The following is a 16,440-nucleotide window of genomic DNA, read 5'->3' on the forward strand; positions in this document are numbered from 1 at the left end:
AATACGGCGCCACCGGCCGGTGGCGCCGCGGGCGACGTCGACGCCGACTTCCACCATCAGCTCGGATTCTACCAGCGAGCGTGACGTCCAGCGTCTCCCGGCTGCCCCACCCGGCCGGTCGCGCGGTGGCACGGCGGGTGAGCAGCCGACAGCGGGTGCCGGTGGCCCACCTGGGCCTGACGGATCGGCACCGCCTGCTGGTCGAAGGGGCGGGCGGATCGAGCCGACGATGGTGTGGCTTGGGGAGCGTGGGCATCGAGGTCGCGGACTGGGCGGCTCGGCACCGGCTTCTCGGGGACGACGGCCAGGCGCTGAAGGTGAACTTCACCGGCGCTGCGGGGCACTTCGGCGAACTCCATGACGAAGCACGCTACCGACGCAGGCACTTGAGCGCCTCCGCCGTCGGCCCTGGGACCGACGGCGGAGGCAACACCAGCCGGGGTTTGGAGAACAAGATCAGACGTTGTCCCGTGACCTGGGAAGAGGCAGCCCAGTTGCCGCCCGATTCTGGGTGGCGGAGCTGTGTCAGAGGTGGTCGGGCGTCCGGCTGAGTACGAGGGAGACGAAGCCGAAGGTGTCCCGGTAGATGCGCAGCCATTCGGTCCGGCGGGTGTTCGCCGTGGTGAGCGCGTCGGGGCTGTCCGGATCGGCCGGGTGGTCGAGGGCCCAGGAGGCGAGCGACCCCCAGCAGGCCCATTCGTAGTCGTCCAGCTCGTGCCGTGTGCTGATGTGCCCGTGGATCGGTGTCCATCCGTCGGCGACGATGCGGTCCACGGTGGTCGCCAGGTCGGTGAGGTCCCCGAGCATGTCGATGGCCTCGTGGGACGGGGTGCGGTCCCAGAATCCTTCACCGATCAGGACGCGGCCGCCGGGCGCCAGGTGCTTGCGGGCCGCGGCGAGGGTGGGCAGCAGACCGCCGAAGGCGTGCGTGGCCCCGACGCTGATCACCAGCTGGAACGGTTGTGCGGGTACGAAGTCTTCGGCTTTCTGGTGGTGGAGGACGAGGCGGCCCTCCACGCCGCGGTCACGCGCCCCCTGCCGGGCCTGGGCCAGGGCGTCGGCGGAGATGTCCACGCCCTCGGCGTGCAGGTGAGGTCGTGCGGCCAGGGCGCGCAGGAGCCATTCCCCGCTGCCGCAGCCGAGGTCGAGCATCCGCTCGTCGCCTCGGGGCAGCCCATGTTCCAGGAGTCGACGCACCGAGGCATCGTCGAGCGGGGACTTGATCGGGTGATCGGTGTGGGCGATACGGGAGATCTGTTCGCGGTTCACGTGCGAGCCTTTCCACGACGGAGCGCACCTCGTTCCACTCCGGGGGAGTGCTGCGAGGTGCCCGTCGATCCTTGAGGTTCTGACGAAGGGGTGGGTTGCGTCAGCGGGCCGATGCCGAATGGCGTGCGGACGGGCCTCGCTGACGCTGCGTCTGATCCTTGGCCGGCTAGTGCGGCGAGAGATCGAGCTTGTAATGGACGGTCCGATGGGTCGGCGTGTAGCCGAGCGCGTCGTTGATCGCTCGCATCGGGAGGTTGCCGTCGGCGGTGTCGGTGCGCAGGCCGTCGAGGTTGGGGTGACGGTCGTCGGCTTGAATGATGGCGGACGCCTTCATCCACCGGCCGAGGCCGTATCCGCGGTGCTCGGGCAGGACGCCGGTGCCGTAGTGCTGGCCGTCGCCGGTGCCGTCGCCGGGGACGACCAGTTCGGTGAATCCGGCGATCGAGCCGTCGGCCTCGTCGATGGCGACGACGGTGTGCAGCACATCGCCGCGCTGGGCGACGGCCGCAGCCGCGGCCCGGACGCGATCCACGTCCCAGTCCATCGTGCCGTAGTCGGTGCTGCCCATCGGCATGTCATCCATGGCGCGGCGTGACCGCGCGAATGTGTCGGCGAGATCGTCCGGGACGGTGCCGTCCCATGAGGACAGTCGATAGCCGGGATGGGGCCGATCGACGATCGCCGTGAGCGCCGACAGGTTCGCGCCGGCCAGGTTCAGCCGGGTGAACGTCATCGTCAGGGCTTCATCGAAGCCTCTGGCCTGTAGGAACCGTGCACCGGGGGAACCGGGTTCGGCCTGCGCCGCGAGTGAGCGGCGGCCGTCCGCACGCGCGGCGTGCGCGGCGGCGTTCAGCAGCAGCGTTCCCGTGCCGTGTCTGCGCTCGGACGCGTGGACGTGCAGGTCCATCTCGGCATAGTGCTTCTGCCCAGGCGTGCTGAACAGCCGCAGAAACACCGAACCGACAGGGATCCCCTCGGCGTCGGACGCCAGCCACGCAAGGCGGCGGCTGGACGGCCTGTGCTCAGGATCGATCAGTGAGGTGATGTGAATGGACAGGATGACTCCAGAGTGAGGTGGCAAACGTCGAAACCGGGTTTGGCAGCTCAACAGTCGTACGCATCTGCTGCACACCTCCTCCTCGCCAATGGGCCCGCCGTGTCGCGGCCAGCTGAACGTAGCGACCCTGGTTACGCGAGCGCAAACCATTTCCTCCGACCGCGGTCCGCACGCGGTTGCCGCCCCGACCACACGCTGCCGACCCGAAGCCTTCCATGCGGGATCGTCGAGCCGGCACAAGCGTCTGGCGCCGGGCCGCACTGCCAACTCGGCACGCTCGGCGGCCCTCCGCGGCGGCAGCCCGAGGTCGTACTCACCGGCGAGCAACAGCACTGGGTTCCAAGACGGTCCCAGGTCCCGGCCGGCCACATCGGCGCTGTGCCCAGCCGCTCGTACAACGCGATGCTCACCAGCCCGTACCGACCGTGCCCGGCCGACGCGCTGCCCGGTCCGCACTCGCGGTCGGGGCAGTCGCCGACGGCAATGGCCTCGTCGAGAGTAGCGAAGCTGCCGCGCTTCTCGCGGGCGTTCTCGTGCTCACCTCCCCGGACCACGCAGGCCCCGGCGCCGCCGGGCTCTGCGCGCAGCGGCGTCGCAGGCGCTCCGGCTGCTGACGGCCGTCGTCGACGACTGGGGCGCTGAGTAGGGCGTATGCAGGGCTCTGGCTCCGCACCGGGGGCACAAGTCCTGGGTGTTCATGCCCTGTTGAGGGCCGTGTCCGGAGCCGATGCGGGCGGATCGGAGGCCGGGGCCCTCGGTCGGCACCTGAATGATGCTGATCCCCTTGCTGGGCGCGCCGCGTGGGTTCGACGCATCGGGTCGCCCAGCAGTGGCCGGATACCAGGTGTGGCCCGCCCATGTCACCGTCGCTGGGTGGACGCGCATGCCGGGGCGCCTGCGGTGCAGGCGCCCCGGCATCGGTCAGCGGCGGATCTGGTAGGCGCGGGTCACCGTCTGCTCGATGGTGTTGCCATCGGCATCGGTGGCCTGCACGCGCAGCGACACGAAGTCCGCGTTCGCGGGGTTGCCGATCGTGCCGTCGAGGCCGGCGTCGAGCCGGACCTGCCGCCAGTTGGTGCCGTCGTCGTACGAGGCCCACAGCTTCGCCCCGGCGAGCTTCAGACCGTTCAGGCCCTTGGGGTGGCGCACGCCCAGTCCGATGCGGGTGGTGGAGTGCGGCCGGGCGCTGTTGGCCTGGTCGACGTCGAGTCGGTAGTCGACCGACAGGACGGGGAGCAGGGTCGGTCCTTCCTGCCGCTCGGAGTGGAAGCGCCAGTCGGTGTGCACCTTGGTGGAGGTCGTCCAGCCGGGGGCGTCCCGCTGCACGTCGGTGACCACGCGGTATTCGGCGCGCTGTGCCGTCATCGGGAAGGCGACGGGCGCCGAACGGACGCTGCCGAGGAGCTGGCCGTCCCGGTAGACGGTGGACAGCGCCTTGTCGCTGCCGGCTTCGGCGGAGAAGGACTGGTCCGGCGCGGTGTCGAGCAGACCGCTCGACATGACCACACCGACATCGCCCTGCCGGACGGCCGAGTTGGACTGTGCGTCCAGCAGCGCGGTGCGGACCACGGCCTTGTTCCAGTCGCGGTGAACGCGCTGTCCGGCCTTGAGCGTCGAGGTGTTCGTCACCTTCCAGGAGCCGTCCGACGTCCACACGGGACCTGCCTTCACCGCTTCCCAGGTGGGCACGTCTGCGGAGACGTACTCGGTCCGGGAGCGCGGCAGGACCACCCGGTCGAAGCCGAAGTACGCCGTCGGCTGCATCGGCGAGCGCGTCAGCCGGGCGTATCCGCCTTCGGTGGCCGGCGTCGAGGCGTGGAACGAGGAGTCCACGGTGGCCAGTTCCTCGTCGCGTACCCGGTAGCGCTGGTCGGCGGGGATGCCGCCCTTGCGGTACTTCAGCAGCTCGTAGGAGTACGGGCTCACCGCCGTACCGGAGATCCTGATCACGGCGTTGTCCAGGGCCGCCAGCTCCTCGCCCTGGGTGCCGGAGAGGGTCATCGCCGGGATCTTGGTGGCCGTCGGGCCCCAGTTGCCTGCGAGCCAGTTCTCGGGGATGTCGTTGTAGATGAGGACGGCGAGCGCACCGGCGCTCGCGGCGTCGTCGACCTGCTCTCTCACCGTGCGCTCGGCGCTCCGCTTCACCAGGGCGAGCTTGCCCCGGACGTCCTCGCCGGCCTTCGCCACGCGCAGGACGCGGGTGCCGTCGATACGTGCGGAGCCCGTCCAGCCCTCGAGGTAGGCCGCGTCCAGGGTCCGGTTTCCGTGCCCGACGAGGCGGGCGTCGAGTGCGGGTGCGCCGAGCGACCAGCCGACGCGCGATTCGAAGCGCCCGTTCGCGGTCTGCGACGGGATGGAGTACACGGCCGTCTCGCCGTCCAGCCACGTCTCGCGGTCGTGGATGAGGTCATCGTCCACGGCCTGGAAGTTCAGACCGATGCGGGCGCGGTTGGTCTCCGTCGGCCGGGAGGTGGTCATGGTGACCGGGCCGGCCTTGGCGCCGTCCAGGGTGAAGGTCCGATCGGAGTCGATCACCGTGCCCGGCTGGGCGGCGTAGGTGTACTCCTCCAGCCGGCTCCAGTCGGAGTTGTAGTGGAAGATCTCCGAGATGAAGGCGTGCTCGCCGCGCGGTACCCGCACCACGACGGTCCCGTCGGCTGCGACCGGGTACGTCTCAGGCAGTCCGTAGCGGCCCAGTTGCCAGGCGGTGACCGCGGCGATGCCGCTCGTCGGCTTGCCGTCGCGGTCGAGCACCTTCAGCGTGACGTCGAAGCGCTGTACGTCCCGGCCGAAGCCGACCGCTGTCACTGCTGCCGTCCGCCCGTCGGCGGAGACCGCGGTGACGTGCGCGCCGTGGGATCCGGTCGTCACGCCGGCGGTGTTGAGGGTGAGGTCGACCTCGGCGGTGCCGTGCGCCGGCACGGTCACCGAGTCGGCTCCCAGGCTGAGTACTCCGGCCGGCAGTTCCTCGCCCGCGTTCTCGACCTTCAGGGCGAGGGTGACCGGCTGGTCGCCGTCGTTGACGTACTCGATCTTCTTCCCGACCGGGGCGGTGGCGTCCCAGTCCCGCAGTCCGAAGTCGGCCGTGCCACTGGCTGATACGGGCTGCCGGAGTGCGCGTGCCACGTCCACACGACCGGCGCCCTGGGCGTAGACGGAGGTGGCGGCGGTGGTCTTGGCCGTACTGATCAGCTGGCTCTTCAAACGGGCCGCCGTCCAGTCGGGGTGGCGCTGCGCGAGGATCGCGGCGGCGCCGGCCACGTGCGGCGTGGCCATGGAGGTGCCACTCGCGGTGGTGTACGAGCCGTCCACCGGCGTGCCCATCGTCGTACCGGCGGCGCGGGCAGCGGCGATCCGCGAGCCAGGCGCGGTGATCTCCGGCTTGAGCCCGCCGTTACCGCCTCGCGGGCCCCGGCTGGAGAAGTCGGTGACCGCGTCGGTGGAGTCCACGGCGCCGACCGTCAGCGCCGCGTCGGCGGCTCCGGGTGTGCCGACGGACGTCGCCGCGGGCCCGCTGTTGCCCGCCGCGATGGTGAACAGCACGCCGGTTTCTGCCGTCAGTTCGTTGACCGCCATCGACATGGGGTCGGTGCCGTCGGCGCCTTCCCCGCCGCCCAGGCTCATGGAGATGACCTTCGCCCCCGAGTGCGCGGCCCAGTCCATCCCTTCGATGATCGAGGACTCCGGGCCGCTGCCGCCGTCGTCGAGCACCTTGCCCACGATCAGTCCGGCGCCCGGTGCCACGCCCCGGTACTTCCCGCCGGAGGCGGCTCCGCTTCCCACGATGGTGGAGGCGACGTGGGTGCCGTGGCCGTGGCCGTCGCGCACCGTCTCGCCGGGGACGAAGCTGCGGCTTTCCACGATGCGGTCGGCGAGGTCGGGGTGCGTGGCGTCGACACCGGTGTCCAGCACCGCGACCTTCACGCCGGTGCCGTCGAAACCGTCCTTCCACGCCTCCGGGGCGCCGATCTGCGGGACGCTCTTGTCGAGGAGCACCTTGACCTGCCCGTCCAGCCAGAGGCGCTGGACGCCGCCCGACAGGCGGGCCTTGGGGGTACCTGCGCGGGCGCTGTCGTCGTCGATGGCCTCCCAGAACGCAGCGCCCTTGCGCTTGTCGGCGCTGACGGCGGCTCCGCGTACGCCAGGGAGCTTCCGTGTGAGGCGGGCTCCGCCGGGTGCGGTGTCCTTGGCACCGGACGCGTAGCGCACGATCATCGGGGTCGACGCGTGGTGGGCATCGTCGTACCCCTGGGCGATGAGCTGGGTGACGTTGAACAGCCGGCCGTCCACCTGGCCGTTGTGCACCAGTGCTTCGACGTCGCGCGGGATCACGTACACATCGGTGCCGACGGTGTACGTCCGCAGCTCGGCCGCACTGCGGTGGTACGGGGTGATGTTGACGGCGAGGGTCTTGCCCGCCCTCGTGGCCACCGTCACCTGGTCTCCGGTGACGAGGGTGACCTTCGCGGTGCGGACTCCTGCCTGGGACGGGGTGGTTACCGCCTCCTCCCCGGTCTTCGGTGCGGGGGCGGCACCGTACACCAGGCCGCCGCCGGCCAGGGTGGTGGCCATGGTGGTCGCCAAGGTGAAGCTGAGCAATGCGGCTCTTCGCCTGAAACGCATGCTGAACGCTCTCCTTCCGCCGGCAGGGAGGGTTCCGCGACCGGCGGGTCAAGCCTTGGCAGGAAGGGGCACCGACGCTACGGCCGCGCCTGACGAAGAAGTGACATGTCCGCTCGCCGCCACTTTGCGCATATCGAAGTCGGAGGGTCGTCGCGTGTGATAGCGCGGGCATCGCCCTGGTGTGCGGGTGTGGTTAGATCACGCTGTTTCCGGTGGGTGGTACATCGGTTGGGGTGGGTGGGGGCGTCGTGAGAGGCGGACACATGCTGCAGGCCGCGGGGATCGGGGCGGGGGAGGAGCGGGTGTACCGCTTCCTCGTCGGGGTGCGTGAGGCTGATGCCGCGGTGATCGCGGAGCAGCTGGGGCTCGAAGTGGGGCAGGCACACAGGCTGTTGGCCTCGCTCCACGACAAGGGGCTGGTGGGACGGGTGGCTGTTTCGCCGGCGGGGGCGCGGTGCGCTATGTGCCGGTGGCGCCCGATGCGGCGCTGCGTCCGTTGCTGCTGCGTGGACATGAGGCGCTGGAGTCGGCGCGGCGGGGGGTGGAGCAGCTCACCGAGGAGTACCGGGCCGGGGGGCGGCGGCATGACGCGGGGCAGCTTGTCGAGGTGATCACGGGGGTGAGTGTGATCCGGCAGCGGCTGCGTCATATGGCGTACGGGGCCAGTGAGATGCGGTGGCTCTGCAAGGCCGGCCATGTGGCCATGCCTGCGGCGGAGAACGACGAGGAGTGGGAGCTGCTCGCCCGTGGGGTGCGGTACGAGGCTATCTACGAGCGCGCGCTGCTGGAGGAGCCCGGCATGGTCGACAACGTTGCGCGGAGCATCCGCGCAGGTGAGCAGGCGCGGGCTACCGGGACGCTGCCGGTGCGGATGGTGATAGCGGACGGTTCGATCGCCATCTGCCCGCTGATGCACGGCGGTTCGGGTGGTTCGCTGGGTGAACCGACGGCCGCGGTGGTACACGGCAGCAGCCTGCTCGACGCGCTGATCGCGCTGTTCGAGAGCCAGTGGGCGGCGGCGTCGCCGCTGCACGTCACGGACTCCGGTGAGCTGGCCGACTTCGGTGGCAGTCCGCGGCCCGGTGCGAACGTCGCCGACGACGAGCGGTATCTGCTGTCCCTGGTCGTCGCCGGGGTCGCGGACAAGGCGATCGCCTCGCAGCTACGAGTCAGCCAGCGCACGGTGCAGCGCCGGATCCAGGTGCTGATGCAGCGCGCCGGCGCCGCGACGCGGACGCAGTTGGTGTGGCAGGCGGCGCGGCGGGGGTGGCTGTCATGAGATACGAGCCGCTGTTCCCGTACCGCAGCGAATGTCGGTGCGTCCGTCAGGTCGGTTGTCGGTCGACCTGACGGACGCACCCTGGGGCGGCGGCACGATCGTGGGTGTAGGTGAGCTGCGCGCTCTGCGGGTCGACGACGCGCAAACCGCCTCGAGCGGGGCCAGGGCGGCGATGAGGGCACCTGCCGCTATGAGCGCGGCGGGGCGGGAGCCGTGGGTGCATCGGTGACCTCTTCGAGAGCGTGCGGGCATGGAGCGCGCGGTTCGGATCAAGACTCCGGCTTCCGAGGCCCGTGTGTCACCTGTTGCGGGTGCCGTGATTGCGACATGTCGTCTCTACGACAAGGGGAGGGGGCGGCCCTTTGGGGTATCGCGGCCGGGGCCCGTGGGGCTGTTCATTCCCGCAGTGAGGCAGTCGAGGCAGTGCATCAGCCGTCCCTTCCGGCGGTGGTCAGTGCCGTGGGCATGAACTTCTTGCGCCAGGCCAGTGCGACGTACACGAGTGCGATCAGGACGGGCACCTCGATGAGCGGGCCGACGACTCCGGACAGGGCCTGGCCGGAGGTGACGCCGAAGGTGGCGATGGCGACGGCGATGGCCAGTTCGAAGTTGTTGCCCGCGGCCGTGAACGCCAGTGTGGCCGTGCGGTCGTAGGCCATACCTAGGGCCTTGCCGAGGAGGAAGGTGCCGAAGAACATGATCGCGAAGTAGACGAGCAGCGGCAGTGCGATCCGGGCCACGTCCAGGGGCTGGGAGGTGATCGTCTTCCCCTGGAGGGCGAACAGGATGACGATCGTGAAGAGCAGCCCGTACAGAGCCCAGGGGCCGATCTTCGGCAGGAACTTCGCTTCGTAGCCTTCGCGGCCCATCTTCTGCTCGCCGATGCGGCGGGTGAGGAAGCCGGCCAGCAGCGGGATGCCGAGGAACACGATGACGTTGAGGGCGATGTGCCACACGGCGACGTCCAGTCCCTGGCCGTCGCCGAGGTTCAGCCACCGGGGCAGCAGATCGAGGTAGAACCAGCCCAGCAGGCCGAACGCGATGACCTGGAACACGCTGTTGAGTGCGACGAGGACGGCGGCGGCTTCGCGATCGCCGCAGGCGAGGTCGTTCCAGATGATGACCATGGCGATGCAGCGCGCGAGGCCGACGATGATCAGGCCGGTGCGGTACTCGGGCAGGTCGGGCAGGAAGATCCATGCGAGGGCGAACATGACCGCGGGTCCGATGATCCAGTTGATGACCAGCGAGGAGACCATCAGCTTGCGGTCACCGGTGACGGTGTCGAGCTTGTCGTAGCGGACCTTGGCCAGCACCGGATACATCATGACGAGCAGGCCGAGCGCGATCGGCAGGGAGATCCCGCCGACCTCGATCTTCGCCAGTGCGTCGTTCATCCCGGGGATCAGGCGCCCCAGGCCCAGGCCGACGGCCATGGCGAGCAGGATCCACACCGCGAGGTAGCGGTCGAGCGTGGAGAGCTTCCTGACGATCGAGTCGTCCCCGCCCGCTGCTTGGTCGGCAGCGGTGGCCGTCGTGGTACGCGCGGTGGTCACGGGCAGGCCCTCTTGTTCTCGGCGGCGCTGCGGGCGGACTCGGCCAGCGCGGCGAACTGCTCGGAGAGGCCGGCCAGAACCTCGGGGCGCAGCTTGTAGTAGGTGAAGCGGCCGCACGGCTCCGTCTCGACCACACCTGCCTCGCGCAGGACCTTCATGTGGTTGGACAGGTTGGTCTGCTTCGCTCCGGTCTCCTCGACCAGGTGCGTCGTGCAGAGCGTCTCGCGCGCCAGCAGGGTCACGATCTGGAGGCGGAGCGGATCGCCCAGCACCCGGATCAGATCAGGATCGACTGAAGTCAGCATGCACTGATACTTTCACATCATCGCCTGCTGATACCAGCGGGGAATGAAGTCATTGGCGGCTGATCCGGCCGTGCGACGAGAGAGAGCGATCACCATGGCCGAGTCTTCCGGCAAGCCGTCCGTCCTGTTCGTCTGCGTCCACAACGCCGGCCGATCCCAGATGGCTGCCGCATGGCTGACCCACTTGGCAGGGGACCGCGTCGAGGTCCGCTCCGCCGGCTCCAGTCCCGGCGTCTCCGTCAACCCCGCCGCCGTCGAAGCGATGGCCGAGGTCGGCATCGACATCTCCGCCGAGTCCCCGAAGATCCTCACCATCGACGCGGTCCGTGAGTCCGACGTGTGCGTCACCATGGGCTGCGGCGACACCTGCCCCGTCTTCCCCGGCAAGCGCTACCTCGACTGGAAGCTCGACGACCCGGCCGGACAGGGCGTGGCGGCCGTCCGCCCCATCCGAGACAGAATCAAGAACCTCGTCGAGGGTCTCATCGCAGAGATCGCTCCGGAGGCCAAGGCGTGAGCGGGATACGCGACGTCGCATGATCGGCTCCGGCCCGCCGGCTGTACCGCCGCCCTCACAGGCGGGATGGGAGCGGCGGTAGCCAATTCACCTCTCGCCGCAGGCCGACCCGAGACGCCTCCGCCGTCACCACTTGCTGTGCGCTACGAAGCCACTGTGTTCATCGCAGCGGTCCATGATTGGCTGTGAGAGCCGCGCGGCGCCCGTCGAGCCCGCACGAGGTTCATCGCAGTGGTTCCACGGGTGGCCATGGAGCCCAGGAAAGAGCTTCACGCCAGCCCGGCCGCGCAAACGCCCAGTGCTGAAGCACCTCGGCAACAGGTTCCACGGCAAACACCTCGTGCTCGCGCGGCACGTGGGCCTGGAAGTGCCGGTCTGGGCCACCCTCGCGGTATTCAACCTGGTAGCTCAAGTCGTCGTTGAGATAGACCTGCATGTAGTGCTGGCCGACAGGTTCGGTGTCGAGCCGCTGGACAACGACAAAACGCCAGGTCAGGCTCATATCGGCCAGCAGATCGTGCAACTTTTCCTCGGACGGGTCGTCCCACGCCGTCCCGTCCCACTCAATCGCCCGCAGCGCAGGTGTTGTCATGATGGCGACTGTACTGGCCGACCATGCTGCTGATATCAGCGGGCGGCCGCTCATGAATCAGGCCCTGGTGCCGTTACCTCCGATGCGGAGTGGGCCCTGACCGAATCCCTGCTACCGCCCTTGGCTTGTGACCCCCCGGCCGGCGGCCATCCGGAGAAACACCCCGGCGGGCCGCAGAAGCGTCCCGGGACAGGGCCCTCCGAAGACGGCAGGCTCCGCTTCGTCCGTACGGCGGTCTCTCTTCGCGGGCGCGGGGTCGCCGAGCAGCTTTGGCGCGCGTTGCGTCCAACTCGACGTCACCGACGACGCGTCCGTGGAGGCCGCAGTGAAGGCCATCGAGGCTGTCGGAGGGCTGGACGTACTGATCGACAACGCAGGCATCCAAGAAGAGATGGGTTCGCACCACAGGAACCACGCACACTTCCTTTACGTCTTAGGCGACATTCGAGGCGACAGCACCGCCGGCTCCATCGGCTTCGACGTCGTCTTCCCTGTCCAAGACCACTACCGCACCCAGCCCCCGCCCCGGCCTCTCGCAGGAAGAGCAGAGAAGGTCATCTCGCTGTGCGGTATGCAGGAGGCAAGCCGTGAGGGGCCCTGTCGCACAATGAGCACTACTACGAACACGTCGGCGCACCACACATCCACGATCGGCGCGCCGATCCGGCGCAACACCGAACTCGCGCTGCTGGCGTTCGCCGTCGTCATCCCGGTGTTCGCCTACGCCAATGCGGGCCTGGCCATCAACAACCAGGTGCCGTCCGGACTGCTGAGCTACGGCCTGGGCCTGGGCCTGCTGGCCGGCGTCGCCCATGTCTTCGTGCGGAAGTTCGCGCCGTACGCGGACCCGCTGCTGCTGCCCCTGGCCACACTCCTGAACGGGCTCGGCCTGGTCGTCATCTGGCGACTGGACCAGTCCGAGCTGCTGCAGTCGATCAAGCAGGCGGGAACGGCCGCGCCGCGGCAACTCATGTACACGGCGATAGGCATTGCGCTCTTCGTCGTTGTCCTGATCTTCCTCAAGGACCACCGCGTCCTGCAGCGCTACACCTACATCTCCATGGTGGGTGCACTGTTCTTGCTGCTGCTCCCGCTGGTCCCGGGCCTGGGCGCGAACATATACGGCGCCAGGATCTGGATCCACGTCGGCAGCTTCAGTATCCAGCCCGGTGAGTTCGCGAAGATCGTGCTCGCGGTCTTCTTCGCCGGCTACCTGATGGTCAAGCGTGACGCACTGGCCCTGGCCAGCCGCCGCGTCATGGGCCTGTACCTGCCGCGCGGCCGCGACCTCGGCCCGATCCTGGTCGTCTGGTTCCTCTCGATCCTGATCCTGGTCTTCGAGACCGATCTCGGCACGTCGCTGCTGTTCTTCGGAATGTTCGTCATCATGCTGTACGTCGCCACCAGGCGGACGAGCTGGATTGTCTTCGGTCTGCTGATGTCCGCGGCCGGCGCCGTCGGTGTCGCCTGCTTCGAGTCGCACGTTCAGCAGCGTGTGCAGGCCTGGATCGACCCGATGAAGGAGTACATCCTCAGTCGGCAGGGCGTGGCCGGCCACTCCGAACAGTCGATGCAGGCGCTGTGGGCGTTCGGCTCCGGCGGCACCCTCGGCACCGGCCTCGGCCAGGGCCGTTCCGATCTCATCCGGTTCGCCGCCAACTCCGACTTCGTCCTCGCCACCTTCGGCGAGGAACTGGGCCTGACAGGCATCATGGCGATCCTGCTGATCTACGGCCTGATCGTGGAGCGTGGCGTGCGCACCGCCCTCGCCGCCCGCGACCCGTTCGGCAAGCTGCTCGCCATCGGTCTGTCGGGCGCGTTCGCGCTGCAGGTTTTTGTCGTTGCCGGCGGTGTGATGGGTCTGATCCCGCTGACCGGTATGACGATGCCGTTCCTGGCGTACGGCGGTTCCTCCGTCATTGCCAACTGGGCTCTGGTCGGCATCCTGATCTGCATCAGCCACAGTGCGCGCCGTCCGGCACCCGCCTCCAACCCCGACATGGCCCAGGTCGTCCACAGGTGAACAAGCCGCCGGACGGCGACTGGATCGACTGGGTCCGTCAGGTCGTGGCGTGCTTCCTTCAGATGGAGCGTGAAGGCTGTCCGTCGCCGATCGAGTGTTTCAACTTGACGGTCGATCAGCGTGGTTGAGTTACTTGGCGGCCGGGTGAGCAGACCTTCGAGGGCGATGCGGAACGCGCTCAGTGGTGCCTTCCAGCGCATGGTTCAGCGGCGTAGCCCCATGCTCGTCGGGGTCCAGCGAAAGCAGCGCCATCACCCCCTGACCCCCGACAGATGCGTGCCGCCCCGGCTCGCTTTCGACCATCGCTCCCACCTGTACTCGCTCGGCTGTGTGCTCTACGAGTCGGTCACCGAGCGGCGGCCCCTCTCCGGCATGTCCTGGCACCTGGTCCACCAGCACATCAACGAGCAGCTACGGGCCCTCCGTCGCGGAGCCACCAGCCTGCGCACAGTCGGTGATGCCCGGCGCTGAAGGTGATCATTTACCGAATCGCCGTTCGCGATTCGCGTACGAGCGAAGTGCGCGCAGGAAATCCACGTGACGGAACGCCGGCCAGTAGCAGTCCACCCAGTGCATCTCGGCGTACGCGGACTGCCAGAGAAGGAAGCCGGACAGCCGCTGCTCGCCGGAGGTTCGGATGATGAAGTCGGTGTGGTCGGTGATCGGCGAGTACAGATGCCGGGAGATGTCCTCGATCTCGAACCGCTCGACCAGGTCGGCCGGGTCGCCACCAGCCGCAATGTGTTCCTCGAACGCGCTCTTCACCGCATCGACGATCTCCCGTCGGCCGCCGTAGCCCACCGCGACGTCCACCTTGAGCCCGCCACGCCCGGCCGTCGCGTCGGCGGCCTCCTTGAGTACCCGGGCGCTGACGCCGGGCAGCATGTCGAGCGAGCCGATCACCTGGACCTCCCAGGGACGAGCTTCGGCCGTGATGTCCCGGACGGTCGCTTCGATGATGTCGATCAGCGGGCCGAGCTGTTCGGCAGGGCGCCCAAGGTTGTCGTCGGAGAGCATGAAGAGGGTCACGTGCTCGATTCCTGCGGCAGTACACCAGCCAAGGAACTCGGTCACCTTGGCGCTGCCCGCCCGATACCCCTCCCGGACGTCCGCGTGTCCCGCCTGTCGGGCCCAGCGCCGGTTGCCATCGAGCATGATTCCGACGTGCTGCGGGCGTGGCAGCCCCGCCAGGGTGGCGGCCAGTCGGCGCTCGTACACCGCCTCGATCGGCCGTCGGAGGAACAGCGGGAGCAGCTTCATGAACCATCTCCATCGCGTCGTAGAACCCCGGCGGACCCTACCAGGGGCTCCTTTTTCCGCAAGGCGAGGCGCGGTGGTGTCCCTCTCCTGGTTCGATACCGTCGAGGAACGAGACACTGCTGGTGGTTTTGCAGATGCCGTCGCTGGTGGGCTCATCGGGAACGCGGGAGCACTGGGCGCGTCCCGCCTCGTCTGGGCGAACCCAAGAATCACCCAGTGGCGTCGACGGGTGCGACGGGATGCCTGCGGCGAATTCGGAGCCGGGTTGCTGCGTGCCGTTCGGGCGGGGACGGTCCTCTGCAGCCACGGGGGAGTTTCGGGGTGGGTCTTGGCGGAGCGCTGTCCGCGCCACCAATGGTGAAGGAGGGTGCGCATCGACATTGGTGGTACTGGAAGAGCGGGTGAGGGCTTCGTGGGCCGGCCAGGAAGGCAGCTCGTGGATGCGGTGAGCTTTTGCCAACCCGCTTGCTCGTTGGGTGAGTTGGTAGGTGTGCCGTGCGCTGGGAAAGAGGAAGATCCTGGAGGAAGGAATGCAACAGACTCATCACTACAGGCCTTCGTGCTGAGCTTGCGTGTTCCTTGGTCGGATCACACGCTCAGTCGAAGACCGCTTGCACGCAGGGAAGTTACTGGACCAGGTGATCAAGTACGAGAAGCCGTTCGACACCCGAGGTTGGAGACCGAGCCGGTTCCGGGTCGTGCGGTCAGGGCTCCTCGCCGTATGCGAGTTCGCTCGCCAGGAGCGCGGCGCCCACGACCCCTGCGCGGGGGCCGAGTTCGGACATGACGATCGGTAGATTGCCGGTGGCGAGGGGAAGTGAGCGTTTGTACACGACGCTGCGGATCTCGGCGAGCAGGGGATAGCCGAGCCCGGTCAGACCGCCGCCGATCACGATCATCGACGGGTTCATGAAGCTGACCAGCGTGGCGAGGACCTGCCCGACCCGGTGGCCGCCGGACCGGATCAGGTTGACGCTCGTGTTGTCGCCGCCGTCCGCGCACTCCGCGACATCCAGGGCGGTCAACACCCCCCGCTCGGCGAGCCGTTCGGCGAGGGCGGGTGACTGGCCGGACTTCGCGGCCTCCGTGGCGTCCCTGGACAGCGCCACCCCGCCGAAGTATGCCTCCAGGCAGCCGGTGTTCCCGCAGGAGCAGACGGGCCCGTCCGTCTCGGCCTCGACCTGGACGTGTCCGATGTCGCCGGCGCACCCCTCCGCGCCCCGGTAGATACGGCCGTGGTGCTGCATGCCGGAGCCGATACCGCTGCCGATCTTCACGAAGAGCAGATGGTCGACGGTTCTTGCGACCCCGCTGTGCTGCTCCCCGAGGGCCATCACGTTGACGTCGTTGTCGACCACGACGGGGCAGCCGTGTGCGCGGGCGAGGGTGTCGCGTACCGGAAAGCGGTTCCAGCCCACCATGATCGGCGGCGAGACGGGTACGCCCTCCCGGAAGCTGACCGGTCCCGGCAGGCCGATGCCGATGGCGTCGAGCCGCGTGTAGTGCCCCTGGTCGGCCATCGCGCGCAGGAGTTCGCTGACGCGCCCGAGCACGGCGACCGGTCCGGAGCGGATGTCTGCCGGCTCGGAGCAGGAGGCCACCGGCGCGAGCGCGCCGTCGGTGATCTCGATGTCGACGGAGCTGGCGCCCAGATCGACAGCGGCGAACCGCACACCGGGGTCGAGCTGGACGAGGGTGGAGCGCCGCCCGCCGCGCGATGCGGCGGGGCCTGCCTCGCGGACCCGCCCGGCGGCGACCATGCGGTCGAGTTCGCCGAGCAGCCGCGGGCGCGGAACCTCCAGCCGGTCCGCGAGTTGCGCGCGGGACAGCGGGCCGTTGTCACGCAGCAGACTCAACACGCGGTACTGGATGTTCACGGAGTCACTTCCTCTGGGCGCCTTCGGACAGCTTTCGGGAGTTGTCGCGGGGGCGGTACGGGGGCGGGCACTGTACTGCCCG

The 16,440-nt window shown here is 68.9% G+C and carries 12 protein-coding genes and 1 pseudogene; 5 read left to right on the plus strand and 8 right to left on the minus strand.

The features are described 5' to 3' along the window. Positions 1-525: 525 nt before the first annotated feature. The 3 genes from GA0115254_RS20425 to GA0115254_RS20435 form a co-directional block, all read right to left on the minus strand. Complete coding sequence (locus tag GA0115254_RS20425) at positions 526-1,269, minus strand: SAM-dependent methyltransferase (RefSeq protein WP_093896720.1); 744 nt, start codon at positions 1,267-1,269, stop codon at positions 526-528. Positions 1,270-1,435: 166 nt separating this feature from the next. After that, positions 1,436-2,326 carry a GNAT family N-acetyltransferase gene (locus GA0115254_RS20430; protein WP_093896755.1) on the minus strand — a complete coding sequence of 297 codons (891 nt, stop codon included), beginning with the start codon at positions 2,324-2,326 and terminating at the stop codon, positions 1,436-1,438. 921 nt (positions 2,327-3,247) lie between these two features. Continuing rightward, positions 3,248-6,949 (minus strand): S8 family serine peptidase, encoded by a 3,702-nt coding sequence (locus GA0115254_RS20435; protein WP_093896721.1) that lies wholly within the window; start codon positions 6,947-6,949, stop codon positions 3,248-3,250. A 263-nt stretch (positions 6,950-7,212) separates the two neighbouring features. Between GA0115254_RS20435 and GA0115254_RS46300 the strand changes: the two are divergent. Both GA0115254_RS46300 and GA0115254_RS20440 read left to right on the plus strand, forming a co-directional pair. Then, positions 7,213-7,332: pseudogene (locus tag GA0115254_RS46300) on the plus strand (TrmB family transcriptional regulator); the annotation flags it as partial. A 71-nt stretch (positions 7,333-7,403) separates the two neighbouring features. Continuing rightward, positions 7,404-8,228: a helix-turn-helix transcriptional regulator gene (locus GA0115254_RS20440; protein ID WP_256102699.1), complete on the plus strand. Its 825-nt coding sequence runs from the start codon at positions 7,404-7,406 to the stop codon at positions 8,226-8,228. A gap of 428 nt (positions 8,229-8,656) precedes the next feature. Here the strand turns inward: GA0115254_RS20440 and arsB are convergent, their stop codons facing one another. Together arsB and GA0115254_RS20450 are read right to left on the minus strand one after the other, a co-directional pair. Then, the gene (arsB, locus tag GA0115254_RS20445; protein ID WP_176740211.1) at positions 8,657-9,784 is read right to left on the minus strand and encodes an ACR3 family arsenite efflux transporter; all 1,128 of its coding nucleotides are present in this window, start codon (positions 9,782-9,784) and stop codon (positions 8,657-8,659) included. Next, the gene (locus tag GA0115254_RS20450; RefSeq protein ID WP_093896722.1) at positions 9,781-10,089 is read right to left on the minus strand and encodes an ArsR/SmtB family transcription factor; all 309 of its coding nucleotides are present in this window, start codon (positions 10,087-10,089) and stop codon (positions 9,781-9,783) included. Before GA0115254_RS20450 ends, arsB begins: the two co-directional genes overlap by 4 nt. A 94-nt stretch (positions 10,090-10,183) precedes the next feature. Here GA0115254_RS20450 and GA0115254_RS20455 point away from each other — a divergent pair, with 94 nt between their 5' ends. Continuing rightward, positions 10,184-10,606, plus strand: a complete 423-nt coding sequence (locus tag GA0115254_RS20455; RefSeq protein ID WP_093896723.1) for an arsenate reductase ArsC — start codon at positions 10,184-10,186, stop codon at positions 10,604-10,606. Positions 10,607-10,829: 223 nt separating this feature from the next. On the opposite strand, the gene GA0115254_RS20460 is transcribed toward GA0115254_RS20455, so the two are convergent. After that, the gene (locus GA0115254_RS20460; RefSeq protein WP_093896724.1) at positions 10,830-11,198 is read right to left on the minus strand and encodes a hypothetical protein; all 369 of its coding nucleotides are present in this window, start codon (positions 11,196-11,198) and stop codon (positions 10,830-10,832) included. Between the two features lie 607 nt (positions 11,199-11,805). Between GA0115254_RS20460 and GA0115254_RS20465 the strand changes: the two genes are divergently transcribed. Together GA0115254_RS20465 and GA0115254_RS20470 are read left to right on the plus strand one after the other, a co-directional pair. Beyond that, a complete protein-coding gene (locus GA0115254_RS20465; protein WP_093896757.1) occupies positions 11,806-13,221 on the plus strand; it encodes an FtsW/RodA/SpoVE family cell cycle protein in 1,416 nt (471 codons plus the stop codon). A gap of 198 nt (positions 13,222-13,419) precedes the next feature. After that, a complete protein-coding gene (locus tag GA0115254_RS20470) occupies positions 13,420-13,692 on the plus strand; it encodes a hypothetical protein (RefSeq protein WP_141720877.1) in 273 nt (90 codons plus the stop codon). 6 nt (positions 13,693-13,698) lie between these two features. Here GA0115254_RS20470 and GA0115254_RS20475 read toward each other — a convergent pair whose 3' ends face one another. Together GA0115254_RS20475 and GA0115254_RS20480 are read right to left on the minus strand one after the other, a co-directional pair. Continuing rightward, positions 13,699-14,481, minus strand: a complete 783-nt coding sequence (locus GA0115254_RS20475; RefSeq protein WP_093896726.1) for an isoprenyl transferase — start codon at positions 14,479-14,481, stop codon at positions 13,699-13,701. 704 nt (positions 14,482-15,185) lie between these two features. Continuing rightward, on the minus strand, positions 15,186-16,358 hold the full coding sequence (locus tag GA0115254_RS20480) for an ROK family transcriptional regulator (RefSeq protein WP_093896727.1): 1,173 nt from the start codon (positions 16,356-16,358) through the stop codon (positions 15,186-15,188). Positions 16,359-16,440 lie beyond the last annotated feature (82 nt).

The sequence above is a fragment of the Streptomyces sp. Ncost-T10-10d genome (assembly GCF_900091955.1).
GTDB lineage: Bacteria > Actinomycetota > Actinomycetes > Streptomycetales > Streptomycetaceae > Streptomyces.

Excerpts from the sequence above, each read along its gene's own strand:
- GA0115254_RS20470 (WP_141720877.1), top strand. The coding sequence starts at position 13,420 with ATGGTTCAGCGGCGTAGCCCCATGCTCGTCGGGGTCCAGCGAAAGCAG.
- GA0115254_RS20435 (WP_093896721.1), bottom strand. The coding sequence starts at position 6,949 with ATGCGTTTCAGGCGAAGAGCCGCATTGCTCAGCTTCACCTTGGCGACC.
- GA0115254_RS20460 (WP_093896724.1), bottom strand. The coding sequence starts at position 11,198 with ATGACAACACCTGCGCTGCGGGCGATTGAGTGGGACGGGACGGCGTGG.
- GA0115254_RS20450 (WP_093896722.1), bottom strand. The coding sequence starts at position 10,089 with ATGCTGACTTCAGTCGATCCTGATCTGATCCGGGTGCTGGGCGATCCG.
- GA0115254_RS20455 (WP_093896723.1), top strand. The coding sequence starts at position 10,184 with ATGGCCGAGTCTTCCGGCAAGCCGTCCGTCCTGTTCGTCTGCGTCCAC.
- GA0115254_RS20465 (WP_093896757.1), top strand. The coding sequence starts at position 11,806 with ATGAGCACTACTACGAACACGTCGGCGCACCACACATCCACGATCGGC.
- GA0115254_RS20475 (WP_093896726.1), bottom strand. The coding sequence starts at position 14,481 with ATGAAGCTGCTCCCGCTGTTCCTCCGACGGCCGATCGAGGCGGTGTAC.